10 protein-coding genes and 1 pseudogene are annotated in these 12,582 nt (G+C 72.8%); 10 read left to right on the top strand and 1 reads right to left on the bottom strand.

What is annotated here, in order from left to right:
• From QSK52_RS38330 to cimA, 10 genes are all read left to right on the top strand, one after another.
• Positions 1-238 (top strand): thiamine pyrophosphate-dependent enzyme (locus QSK52_RS38330; RefSeq protein ID WP_285740914.1); only part of this gene is annotated, 238 nt, incomplete at its 5' end.
• Between the two features lie 24 nt (positions 239-262).
• Complete coding sequence (gene ilvN, locus QSK52_RS38325; protein WP_285740915.1) at positions 263-787, top strand: acetolactate synthase small subunit; 525 nt, start codon at positions 263-265, stop codon at positions 785-787.
• Positions 788-940: 153 nt separating this feature from the next.
• Entirely contained in the window at positions 941-1,939 is a 999-nt protein-coding gene (ilvC, locus tag QSK52_RS38320; protein ID WP_035866415.1) for a ketol-acid reductoisomerase, read from the top strand.
• A gap of 215 nt (positions 1,940-2,154) precedes the next feature.
• Positions 2,155-3,735, top strand: a complete 1,581-nt coding sequence (gene serA / locus QSK52_RS38315; RefSeq protein ID WP_285740913.1) for a phosphoglycerate dehydrogenase — start codon at positions 2,155-2,157, stop codon at positions 3,733-3,735.
• A gap of 281 nt (positions 3,736-4,016) precedes the next feature.
• Positions 4,017-4,187 (top strand): hypothetical protein, encoded by a 171-nt coding sequence (locus QSK52_RS38310; RefSeq protein ID WP_285740912.1) that lies wholly within the window; start codon positions 4,017-4,019, stop codon positions 4,185-4,187.
• A gap of 96 nt (positions 4,188-4,283) precedes the next feature.
• The gene (locus QSK52_RS38305) at positions 4,284-7,373 is read left to right on the top strand and encodes a S8 family serine peptidase (RefSeq protein WP_285740911.1); all 3,090 of its coding nucleotides are present in this window, start codon (positions 4,284-4,286) and stop codon (positions 7,371-7,373) included.
• A gap of 58 nt (positions 7,374-7,431) precedes the next feature.
• The gene (locus tag QSK52_RS38300) at positions 7,432-8,469 is read left to right on the top strand and encodes a 3-isopropylmalate dehydrogenase (RefSeq protein ID WP_285740910.1); all 1,038 of its coding nucleotides are present in this window, start codon (positions 7,432-7,434) and stop codon (positions 8,467-8,469) included.
• 181 nt (positions 8,470-8,650) lie between these two features.
• Positions 8,651-9,763: a branched-chain amino acid aminotransferase gene (locus QSK52_RS38295; RefSeq protein ID WP_285740909.1), complete on the top strand. Its 1,113-nt coding sequence runs from the start codon at positions 8,651-8,653 to the stop codon at positions 9,761-9,763.
• A gap of 99 nt (positions 9,764-9,862) precedes the next feature.
• A complete protein-coding gene (locus tag QSK52_RS38290; protein WP_285740908.1) occupies positions 9,863-10,426 on the top strand; it encodes a Uma2 family endonuclease in 564 nt (187 codons plus the stop codon).
• Positions 10,427-10,759: 333 nt separating this feature from the next.
• On the top strand, positions 10,760-12,364 hold the full coding sequence (gene cimA, locus QSK52_RS38285; protein WP_285740907.1) for a citramalate synthase: 1,605 nt from the start codon (positions 10,760-10,762) through the stop codon (positions 12,362-12,364).
• A gap of 91 nt (positions 12,365-12,455) precedes the next feature.
• On the opposite strand, the pseudogene QSK52_RS38280 reads toward cimA, so the two are convergent.
• Positions 12,456-12,582, bottom strand: a pseudogene (locus tag QSK52_RS38280) (ATP-binding protein); the annotation flags it as partial.

Here is a 12,582-nt window from a genome sequence, read left to right as displayed (position 1 = left end):
CCCCGACTTCGTGCTGCTCTCCGAGGCGATGGGCGCCGTCGGCCTGCGCTGCGAGCGCCCCGAGGACCTGGACGACGTCATCAAGCAGGCCATGGAGATCAACGACCGCCCCGTCGTCATCGACTTCATCGTCCACCAGGACGCGATGGTCTGGCCGATGGTCGCCGCGGGCACCTCCAACGACGAGATCCAGTTCGCCCGGGGCGTCCGCCCCGACTTCGGCGACGACCTGGACTGACCGGACCAGAAAGCGATGACCACCATGTCCAAGCACACCCTGTCCGTCCTGGTCGAGAACAAGCCCGGCGTGCTCGCCCGGATCGCCTCGCTGTTCTCCCGCCGCGGGTTCAACATCGACTCGCTCGCGGTCGGCCCGACCGAGCACCCCGACATCTCCCGGATGACCATCGTGGTCAACGTCGAGGAGCTGCCGCTGGAGCAGGTCACCAAGCAGCTCAACAAGCTGGTCAACGTGATCAAGATCGTCGAGCTGGACCAGTCCCAGGCCGTCCAGCGCGAGCTGGTCCTGGTCAAGGTCCGGGCCGACGCGGAGACCCGCTCCCAGGTCACCGAGATCGTCCAGCTGTTCCGCGCCAAGACCGTCGACGTGTCGCCCGACGCGGTGACCATCGAGGCCACCGGCTCCTCCGACAAGCTGGAGGCCATGCTGCGGATGCTGGAGCCGTACGGCATCAAGGAGTTGGTGCAGTCCGGCCTGGTCGCGATCGGCCGCGGCGCCCGTTCGATCACCGACCGCTCGCTGCGTGCGCTGGAGCGCTCCGCCTGACGCGGCCGCCCTCCCGTCGCCCGCCACCGCCCTCAGACGGCGCGCTTCGCGCGGCACCACCGTCTTACCAACTGAGCACTGCCATCGAAGTCCGCCGGGTGCGCCTACGGTAGGAACCCCCGGCACCACCATCACGCAAGGAGATGTGCCCCCGTGGCCGAGCTGTTCTACGAAGACGACGCCGACCTGTCCATCATCCAGGGCCGCAAGGTCGCGGTCATCGGCTACGGCAGCCAGGGCCACGCCCACGCGCTGTCGCTGCGCGACTCGGGCGTGGACGTCCGGGTCGGCCTGCTGGAGGGCTCCAAGTCCCGTGCCGCGGCCGCCGAGGCGGGCCTGCGCGTGGTCACCCCGTCCGAGGCCGCGGCCGAGGCCGACGTCATCATGATCCTGGTTCCGGACCCGATCCAGGCCGACGTCTACAAGGAGGCCATCGAGCCGAACCTGAAGGCGGGCGACGCCCTCTTCTTCGGCCACGGCCTGAACATCCGCTTCGGCTTCATCCAGCCGCCGGCCGACGTCGACGTCTGCATGGTCGCCCCGAAGGGCCCGGGCCACCTGGTGCGCCGCCAGTACCAGGAGGGCCGCGGCGTCCCCTGCATCGTGGCCGTCGAGCAGGACGCCACCGGCAAGGCCTTCGACCTGGCGCTGTCGTACGCCAAGGGCATCGGCGGCACCAAGGCCGGCGTGATCAAGACCACCTTCACCGAGGAGACCGAGACCGACCTGTTCGGCGAGCAGGCCGTCCTCTGCGGCGGCACCGCCGCCCTGGTGAAGGCCGGCTTCGAGACCCTGGTCGAGGCGGGCTACCAGCCCGAGATCGCCTACTTCGAGTGCCTGCACGAGCTGAAGCTCATCGTCGACCTGATGTACGAGGGCGGCCTGGAGAAGATGCGCTGGTCGGTCTCCGAGACCGCCGAGTGGGGCGACTACGTGACCGGCCCCCGCATCATCACCGCCGACACCAAGGCCGAGATGAAGAAGGTCCTCGCCGAGATCCAGGACGGCACCTTCGCCAACACCTGGATCGCCGAGTACAAGGCCGGCCTGCCGAAGTACAACGAGTACAAGAACGCGGACGCCGACCACCTGCTGGAGACCACCGGCAAGAAGCTGCGCAAGCTGATGAGCTGGGTGGACCAGGAGGCCTGATCCTCCCGTCCGTTCCGGTTGTACAACAAGGCTGTTCCCGTCCGGGTGATTTCGCCGGACGGGAGCAGTCCCCGCACCACCCCGCCGATAGACTCCGAACCACGCGTCAGGCCCACAGCGTCGTGCGTCTAGCTACGCGACATGCCACCTTCCCCCGCCCTGTGCGCGCCACCTCCGTGCGGCGGGGTGAACCGGACAGTTAAGGACACACTGTCGTGAGCAAATCTGTCGTACTGATCGCCGAAGAGCTGTCGCCCGCCACCGTCGACGCGCTGGGCCCCGACTTCGAGATCCGGCACTGCAACGGCGCCGACCGCACCGAGCTGCTGACCGCGATCGCCGACGTGGACGCCATCCTGATCCGCTCCGCCACCAAGGTGGATGCCGAGGCGCTGGCCGCCGCGAAGAAGCTCAAGGTCGTCGCCCGGGCCGGCGTCGGCCTGGACAACGTGGACGTGGCCGCCTCCACCAAGGCCGGCGTGATGGTCGTCAACGCGCCGACCTCCAACATCGTCACCGCCGCCGAACTCGCCTGCGGCCTGCTGATCTCGGTCGCCCGCAACATCGCGCCCGCCAACGCCGCACTCAAGGGCGGCGAGTGGAAGCGCAACAAGTACACCGGCGTCGAGCTGAGCGAGAAGGTCCTCGGCGTGGTCGGCCTCGGCCGGATCGGCGTCCTGGTCGCGCAGCGGATGTCCGCGTTCGGCATGAAGATCGTCGCGTACGACCCCTACATCCAGGCCGCCCGCGCGGCCCAGATGGGCGTCAAGCTGCTCTCCCTGGAGGAGCTGCTGGAGGTCGCGGACTTCATCACCGTCCACCTCCCGAAGACCCCGGAGACCATCGGCCTGATCGGCGACGAGGCGCTGCACAAGGTCAAGCCGACCGTGCGGATCGTCAACGCCGCCCGCGGCGGCATCGTGGACGAGGAGGCGCTCGTCCGGGCGCTCCAGGAGGGCCGGGTGGCCGGCGCCGGCCTGGACGTGTACGCCAAGGAGCCGTGCACCGACTCGCCGCTGTTCGCCTTCGACAACGTGGTCGCCACCCCGCACCTGGGCGCCTCCACCGACGAGGCGCAGGAGAAGGCCGGCATCGCGGTCGCCAAGTCGGTGCGCCTGGCGCTGGCCGGCGAGCTGGTGCCGGACGCGGTCAACGTCCAGGGCGGCGTGATCGCCGAGGACGTGCGCCCGGGCCTGCCGCTGGCCGAGAAGCTCGGCCGGATCTTCACCGCGCTGGCCGGCGAGGTCGCCGTCCGCCTGGACGTCGAGGTCCGCGGCGAGATCACCCAGCACGACGTGAAGGTGCTCGAACTGTCCGCGCTGAAGGGCGTGTTCGAGGACGTGGTGGCCGAGACGGTGTCCTACGTCAACGCCCCGCTGTTCGCCCAGGAGCGCGGCGTCGAGGTGCGGCTGACCACCTCCAGCGAGTCGCCCGAGCACCGCAACGTGATCACCGTCCGCGGCACCCTGGCCGGTGGCGGCGAGGTGTCGATCTCCGGCACGCTCTCCGGCCCGAAGCAGACCCAGAAGATCGTCGGCGTGGACGGCTTCGACGTCGACGTGGCGCTCACCGACCACATGGCGTTCTTCCACTACGAGGACCGCCCCGGCGTGGTCGGCACCCTCGGCCGGATCCTCGGCGACGCGGGCATCAACATCGCGGGCATGCAGGTCGCCCGCGACGGCGACAGCGCGCTGGCCTCGATCACCGTGGACAGCGAGGTCTCCCAGGAGGTCCTGGCCGAGATCGCCGCCGCGATCGGCGCCAAGTTCGCCCGCTCGGTGAACCTGGGCTGACGCCCCGCCAGTCACCGAACGGCCCTTCCGACCTTGAGGCGGAAGGGCCGTTCGCGTACCCGGGAGTGAATCCCGTCTCAGATACTAGGAAATCCAAGTAAATCTGCTGACCGCGCGGCCTCCGCGTCGTACCGTGGAGTAGTCGTACGGTGCGCCACCCCCGCAACTCCGGGGCGCGTGGCCCGTGCGGCCCGTACGCGGTGCGGCAGGCGACCCCTGCTCGGCGTACCCCCGATCCTCCCTCCAGCGCGCCGCTGCGCCCCCGCACCAAGGAGCCCGGTATGCCGTTCGTCGCAGACCGCACCACCGCCCCCGCCACCACCGCCGCGTCCGCCGCCGCCACCGCCGCGGCCCCGCGCCGCCGTCGCGCCCTCCCGGCCGACCCCCGCACCGCGGCCGCCCTGCAGCGCGCCCTCGACCGCCGGGACAACGGCGGACCGATCGGCGGCTGACCGCCAACGCCCGCACTGCGCCGGACGGGTGACGGAGGGTCACCCAAGGAGTGAACCTCCGCCCTCCGCCCCCGCCGCGCCTCCTAGTTTGGGGCCGTGCGCACCCCCCTCGGCCTCCTCGCCGCCCTCGCCCTGCTCGCCCCGGCCGCCGTCCCCGCGACGGCGGCCGCCGCCCGGCCGGTACGGGGCCCGAGCACCACCGTGTTCCTGGAACTCGACACCGAGCCCGCCGCCACCGCCTGGCAGCGCGCCCGGGACGACGCCCGCCGGGAGCTGCGCACCCCCGAGCAGACCCGGCGCGCCGCCGCGAGCGCGGGGAACGCCGGGCGGGCCGCCGCCGACCGCTCGTTGGACGCGCTCACCGCCGCCCTGCGGCGCACCGCCCCCGACGCCCGCCCGCTCTACCGCACCCGCACCCTGGTCAGCGGCCTCGCGCTGCGGCTGCCCGCCGCCGAACTCCCGCGGCTGGCCGCCCTGCCCGGCGTGCGGACCGTCCGCCCCGTCGTGCTCAAGCAGCGCGCCAACGGGTACTCGGTGCCGCTCACCGGCGCCCCGCAGGTCTGGGACGGCCCCGCGGGCCACACCGGCGAGGGCGTCCGGATCGGCGTCGTCGACTCCGGCATCGACTACACCCACGCCGACTTCGGCGGCCCCGGCACCGTCGAGGCGTACCGCGCGGTGGACGGCGCGAAGCCCGCGCCCGCCGGACTGTTCCCCAACGCCAAGGTCGTCGGCGGCAGGGACCTGGTCGGCGACGACTACGACCCCGACCCGGCCGCCCCCCACCACCAGCCCGACCCGCACCCCGACGACAACCCGCTCGACTGCGCCGCCAACGGCCACGGCACCCACGTGGCCGGCACCGCCGCCGGGCTCGGCGTCACCGCCGACGGCAAGCCCTACCGCGGCCCCTACCGGCCCGGCCTGGACCCGGCCGGCTTCCGGGTCGCCCCCGGCGCGGCCCCCGGCGCCCAGCTCTACGCGATCAAGGTGTTCGGCTGCGAGGGCTCCACCGACCAGCTCGCCGCCGCCCTCGACCTGGCCGCCGACCCGAACGGCGACGGCGACCTCTCCGACCGCCTCGACGTGGTCAACCTCTCGCTCGGCAGCCCCTACGGCCGCCCCGGCGACGCCGACGCGCTGGCCGCCGACCGGCTGGCCGCCCTCGGCACCGTGGTGGTCGCCGCCTCCGGCAACGAGGGCGACGTGTACGGCATCGGCGGCAGCCCCGGCACCGCCGCCCGGGTGCTCACCGCCGCCGCCTCGGTCGACCCGCACGGCGACGCCGACGGCGTCACCGTGCTCGCCCCCGCCGCCCTGGCCGGGGCCGTCCCCGCGCACTGGAGCAGCAAGTACACCCACTGGGACGACACCGAGGTCAGCGGTGAACTGGCCGTCCCCGTCGACCAGTCGGACGGCTGCGCGCCCTTCACGCCCGCCGACGCCGACCGGCTGCGCGGCAGGATCGCCGTGCTCCGCTGGACCACCAAGGACCCGGACCGGGCCTGCGGCTCCGCCCCGCGCGCCGACCACGCCGCCGACGCCGGAGCCGTCGGCACCCTCTACGCCGCCGACGGCGACAACCTCGGCGAGATCGCCGGGGACGACCGGATCCCCGCCGCGATCCTGGCCCGCGCCGACGGCGAGCGGCTGCTGACGGCGCTCGGCGACGGCCCGGTCACCGTCCGGCTCGCCACCCCCGGCAACCCGCTGCACGGCGCCGTCCCGCAGGACCAGCCGCAGCGCACCGACACCCTCGCCTCCTTCACCTCCCGCGGCATCGGCGTCGACGGCGTCGTCAAGCCCGACCTGGCCGCCCCCGGCGAGACGATCTGGTCGGCCAGGGTCGGTACCGGCAGCGGCGGCATGCGCGAGGACGGCACCTCGATGGCCACCCCGCACCTGTCCGGCCTGGCCGCCCTCGTCCGCTCCGCGCACCCCGACTACGACGCCGCCGAGGTCAAGGCCGCGCTGATGGACACCGCCACCGACACCCACCTGCACGACGACTCCACCGGCCCGGTGTACGGCCCCGAACGCACCGGCAGCGGCCGCGTCCGGGCCGACGCCGCCGTCCGCACCCCCGTGCTGGCGTACGGCACCCAGCTGGACGGCGCGGTCGGCGTCTCCTTCGGCGTGGTCGAGGCCACCGGTGCGACCACCGCCACCCGCGAGGTCGCCGTCCGCAACCTCGGGGACCGGCCGCTCTCCTACGCCACCGGCTACGCGCCCGCCACCACGCTGCCCGGGGCCTCCTTCGGGATCTCGCCGGCCCGGGTCGACCTGCCGCCGCACGGCAGCGCCACCGTCACCGTCACGCTCCGGCTCGGCCCCGACCTCGGCCGCGCCCCCGACCCCACCCTCGACCTGCTGCAGGCCGGGCACGCCCGCAGCTACCGCGGCGAACTCTCCGGCCGGCTCACCCTCACCCCCGCGGACGACACCCTCCCGCCGCTGCGGGTCCCGCTGTTCGCCGCCCCGCGGGCCGCCTCCGACGCCACCGCGCTCGGCGGCGCCGCCACCTTCGCCGTCTCCGGCACCCCCCGTCCCGGCCTGCTCACCGCCCTGCAGCCGGGCGGCGAGGGCCCGCGCTGGCCCGACTGCCCCGCCGCCGACGCCGAGCCCTGCGTCGACGACCCGGCCGAACGCGCCGCGAACCTCCGCTACGCCGCGGCCGCCGTCGACGGCCACGGCACCCTCTACCTGGCCGCCGTCCTGTGGGCCCCCGCCGCCACCCCCGCCGGAACCCCGGGCGTGCGCGCCTCGCTCGACGCCGACGGCGACGGCACCCCCGACGCCACCGTGGTCGCCGACCGCCTCAAGGGCAGCGACGTGCTGGTCGCCCGCACCCTGGACGCCCGCACCGGCGCCGAGCTCGACGTCCAACCGCTCAACGGCCGCTGGGGCGACACCGACACCGCCCTGCTCGACTCCGACACCCTGCTGCTGCCCGTCCGCCTCGCGGCCCTGCCGCCGCTCACCCACCCCCGCTACACCGTCTGGACCGGCCCCGCCGAGGACCCGGCCGACGCCCTCGCCGCCCTCGGCCCCTACCCCCTCGACCCCGCCCTGCCCACCCCCGTCCTCACCCCCACCCGCCCCGGCCAGGTGCTGCACACCCCGCTCGCGCACGCCCTGGTGATCCACCACCTCAACCCGGCCGGGAGGCGCACCCAGACGCTCTGAGCGTCCGGATCGTGGACGGTCCGTGCCCAGGCCGTGGGACGGTTGTACTGTCCGGGGTATGTCTCGCACCATTCGTCTCGCAGTGATCCCGGGTGACGGCATCGGCCAGGAGGTCGTGGCCGAGGGCCTCAAGGTGCTCCGCGCCGCCCTGCCCTCCGACACCAAGCTGGAGACCACCGAGTACGACCTCGGTGCACGGCTCTACCACCGCACCGGGGAGACCCTCCCCGACGCGGTCCTGGAGGAGCTCAAGAGCCAGGACGCGATCCTGCTCGGCGCCATCGGCGACCCGAGCGTGCCGTCCGGGGTGCTGGAGCGCGGGCTGCTGCTCAAGCTGCGGTTCGCCTTCGACCACCACATCAACCTGCGCCCCGGCAAGCTCTTCCCGGGCGTGAAGTCGCCGCTGGCCGGCGAGCCGGACATCGACTTCGTGGTGGTCCGCGAGGGCACCGAGGGCCCGTACGTCGGCAACGGCGGCACGCTGCGCACCGGCACCCCGCAGGAGGTCGCCACCGAGGTGTCGCTGAACACCGCGTTCGGCATCGAGCGGGTCGTCCGCGACGCCTACCGCCGGGCCCAGGCCCGCCCGCGCAAGAAGCTCACCCTCGTCCACAAGAACAACGTGCTGGTGCACGCCGGCCACCTGTGGACCCGGATCTTCGAGCAGGTCGGCCGGGAGTTCCCCGAGGTCACCACCGACTACCTGCACGTCGACGCGGCGACGATCTTCTTCGTCACCCAGCCCGAGCGCTTCGACGTGATCGTCACCGACAACCTGTTCGGCGACATCCTGACCGACCTCGCCGCGGCCGTCACCGGCGGCATCGGCCTGGCCGCCTCCGGCAACATCAACCCCAGCGGCGACTTCCCGTCGATGTTCGAGCCGGTGCACGGCTCCGCCCCGGACATCGCCGGCCAGGGCAAGGCCGACCCGACCGCCACCGTGCTCTCGGTCGCCATGCTGCTGGAGCACCTCGGCCTCACCGCCGAGGCCGCCCGGGTCGAGGCCGCCGTCGCCGCGGACCTCACCGAGCGCACCGGCGCCCGCTCGACCTCCCAGGTCGGCGACGCGCTGGCCGCCCGAGTAGCCGGCTGACACCCGGCCCGGACGACACACCTCCGGCCGGTGGGCCGGTACCACAGCAAGCACAGCCGCCCGGCTGTTCGGCACGGCCCCCTGGATGCGAGTATCGACAGTGGGCCGTGCCGTCGTGCGTTCTCTCCCCGCCCGACGGTTCGAAGGCCCCGCCCAACCACACGGTGAAGGACAGAAAGCCATGAGCACGACCGCCCCGGCGCCCATCACGTTCGACCTCAAGCCCACCGCGCACCCGCTGTCCGACGAGGAGCGCCGGGCCCGGCTGGCCAACCCCGGCTTCGGCCGGGTCTTCACCGACCACATGGTGACCATCCGGTGGACCGAGGGCCTGGGCTGGCACGACGCCCAGCTCGCCCCGTACGCGCCGCTGGAGATCGACCCGGCCAACATGACGCTGCACTACGGCCAGTCGATCTTCGAGGGCCTCAAGGCGTACCGGCAGGCCGACGGCTCCGTCGCGACCTTCCGCCCCGAGGCCAACGCCGCCCGCTTCCAGGCCTCCGCCCGCCGCCTGGCCATGCCCGAGCTGCCGGTCGAGACCTTCGTCGAGGCCGTCGAGCTGCTGGTCCGGCAGGACCAGGCCTGGGTGCCCGACGAGCCCGAGCAGAGCCTCTACCTGCGTCCCTTCATGTTCGCCACCGAGGTCGGCCTGGGCGTCCGCCCCGCCAACTCCTACCTCTTCATGATCATCGCCTCGCCGGCCGGCGCCTACTTCTCCGGCGGCGTCAAGCCGGTCTCGGTCTGGCTCTCCGAGGACTACGTCCGCGCCGCCCCCGGCGGCACCGGCGCCGCCAAGTGCGCGGGCAACTACGCCGCCTCCCTGGTCGCCCAGGCCGAGGCCGCCGCCAAGGGCTGCGACCAGGTGGTCTGGCTCGACGCCAACGAGCACAAGTGGGTGGAGGAGATGGGCGGCATGAACCTCTACTTCGTCCTCGGCGAGGGCGAGGGCGCCACCGTCCTCACCCCCGAGCTCTCCGGCTCCCTGCTGCCCGGCATCACCCGCGACTCCCTGCTCTCCCTCGCCGCCGACCTCGGCTACCGCACCGAGGAGCGGCGGATCTCCACCGACGAGTGGAAGCAGGGCAACGCCGACGGCACCATCACCGAGGTCTTCGCCTGCGGCACCGCCGCCGTCATCACCCCGGTCGGCCACGTCAAGTCCGCCACCGCCGACTGGACCGTCGCCACCGGCGAGCCCGGCCCGGTCACCCTGCGCCTGCGCGAGTCCCTCCTCGCCATCCAGGGCGGCCAGGCCCCGGACGCCCACGGCTGGATGCACAAGATCGTCTGATCCGCCGCCGCGGGCCCGGGCACTCCACGGCGGAACGCCCGGGCCCGATAACCTCGGGAAGCTCCACTCGTTGAACGACGCGGATAGGAGGGAGGGACCATGACCGCCGAGACGTACGACGCCGACGTCTGGCGCAGCCCGGAGGACGACCTCCTCGACGCCTTCCTGGCCCTGGACACCCCGCAGGGGTTCAAGGCCGAGATCATCGAGGGAGAGATCACAGTGACACCACCGCCGGACGGTGACCACGAGGCCGTCATCGGCCGGATCGTGCGTCGGGTGTTCAAGCTGTCCGGCGAGGACATCACCGTCGCCGGGAACAAGGGCCTGATCGTGCCGGGTGGAAGGTACATCCCGGACCTGACGTTCGCAGAGGAGGGGGCCTTCGACGCGCAACCGCCGTGGATGCGCCCGAAGGGGGTGCTGATGGTTGCCGAGGTGACTTCCAGCAACCCGGCCAAGGACCGCGAGGCCAAGCGCCGGGGGTACGCCGCCGCCGGTATCCCGCTCTACCTGTTGGTCGATCGTCAGCGGGACGAGGTCCTGCTGTACAGCCACCCGGAGGACGGCGACTACGAGGCGACGAACGCGGTGCCGGTCGGCGACCCCCTGCTGCTGCCCGAACCGTTCGGGTTCGTGCTCGACACCGACCGGCTGTCCTGACCCGTTCCGGATGGCGAGACGCCCCTCCCGTCCCGCGGGACGTGTGCAAGACTGCGAGGGTGTCCTCGCTTTCGCTGATTATTAGCAGCAGGCGCGCCGGTCCGCAGTGACCGCTCCACGGCACCACCCCGACCGCGGAGCGACCACGAGCGTCCAGACCCGCGCGCAGACCTCTCGCACCCGCGAGGGGTCTTTTGTTTTGCCTCCCGGACCGGCACCGGGCCCTCACGAGGGGTCTGGAGACACCGGGGACGCGCGCGGGATGCTGGACAGTGGAGCCGGATCCCGATCCCGGCAGACGCAGTAACTCCACCGAACGGAGAACCCAGGGCCATGACCGAGGCCAACAACCGCCCGAACGACGGCTTCCACGTCTTCGACACCACGCTCCGCGACGGCGCCCAGCGCGAGGGCATCAACCTCACGGTGGCGGACAAGCTGGCCATCGCGCGCCACCTGGACGAGTTCGGGGTCGGCTTCATCGAGGGCGGCTGGCCCGGGGCCAACCCCCGGGACACCGAGTTCTTCGCCCGCGCCCAGGCCGAGTTGGAGTTCCAGCACGCCCAGCTGGTGGCGTTCGGCGCGACCCGCCGGGCCGGCGGGAAGGCCGCCGAGGACCCGCAGCTGGCCGCCCTGGTGGCGTCCGGCGCGCCGGTGGTGACGCTGGTGGCGAAGTCGCACGACCGGCACGTGGAGCTGGCGCTGCGCACCACGCTGGAGGAGAACCTGGAGATGGTCCGGGACAGCGTGGAGTTCCTGCGCGCCCAGGGCCGCCGGGTGTTCATCGACTGCGAGCACTTCTTCGACGGCTACAAGGCGAACCCGGAGTACGCCCTGGCCGTGGTGCGGACCGCGCACGAGGCCGGTGCGGACGTCGTGGTGCTGTGCGACACCAACGGCGGCATGCTGCCGTCCGGGGTGCGCGAGATCGTCGGCACGGTGCTCGCGGAGACCGGCGCCCGGCTCGGCATCCACGCCCAGGACGACACCGGCTGCGCGGTGGCCAACACGCTGGCCGCCGTCGACGCCGGGGCGACCCACGTGCAGTGCACGGCCAACGGCTACGGCGAGCGGGTCGGCAACGCCAACCTGTTCCCGGTCGCGGCGGCGCTGGAGCTCAAGTACGACCGCCGGGTGCTCCCGGCCGGGGCGCTGGCCGAGATGACCCGCATCTCGCACGCCGTCGCCGAGGTGGTGAACCTGACGCCGTCCACCCACCAGCCGTACGTGGGCTTCTCGGCGTTCGCGCACAAGGCTGGCCTGCACGCCTCCGCGATCAAGGTCGACCCGGACCTGTACCAGCACATCGACCCGGAGCTGGTCGGCAACACCATGCGGATGCTGGTGTCCGACATGGCGGGCCGGGCCTCGATCGAGCTGAAGGGCAAGGAGCTGGGCTACGACCTGTCCAGCGACCGCGACCTGGCGGGCCGGGTGGTGGCCCGGGTGAAGGCGCAGGAGAACCTCGGCTACACCTACGAGGCGGCGGATGCCTCGTTCGAGCTGCTGCTGCGCGACGAGGTGAACGGCGGCGAGCGGCAGCGGTTCTTCGAGCTGGAGTCCTGGCGGACCATCAGCGAGCAGGGTCCGAACGGCTTCGCGGGCAACGAGGCGACCGTGAAGCTGTGGGCGAAGGGCGAGCGGAAGGTCGCCACCGGCGAGGGCAACGGCCCGGTGGACGCGCTGGACAAGGCGCTGCGGACGGCGCTGGAGCCGATCTACCCGGCGCTGGCGAAGCTGGAGCTGGTGGACTACAAGGTCCGGATCCTGGAGGGCCAGCACGGCACCGGCTCGAAGACCCGGGTGCTGATCGAGTCCACCGACGGCACCACGACCTGGTCGACGGTCGGCGTCGCGGACAACGTGATCGCCGCGTCCTGGGTGGCGCTGGAGGACGCGTACACCTACGGGCTGCTGAGGGCCGATCAGCGGCCGTAACGGCGGTCGGTGCGAGGAAGTGCCCAGGGGGCGTGCGGAAGGCTCCGCACGCCCCCTTTCTGGCGTGTTCATTACCCCTTTCGGGGTGCCGTCACCGCAGTCGGGCGAGGAGGGCGTGTTCGACGAGGGTGATGAGGGCGCTCTTGGCGCTGTCGCGGCGTCGGGCGTCGAGGGTGATGATGGGGATGTCGGTGCTGAGTTGGAGTGCTTCGCGGACT

Origin of the sequence: Kitasatospora phosalacinea (genome assembly GCF_030268885.1) — a bacterium.
In the GTDB taxonomy this organism is placed as follows: Bacteria; Actinomycetota; Actinomycetes; order Streptomycetales; family Streptomycetaceae; genus Kitasatospora; species Kitasatospora phosalacinea_C.
Note: the sequence above shows the minus strand (reverse complement) of the source record. Positions and strands in the feature narration are given on the sequence as shown.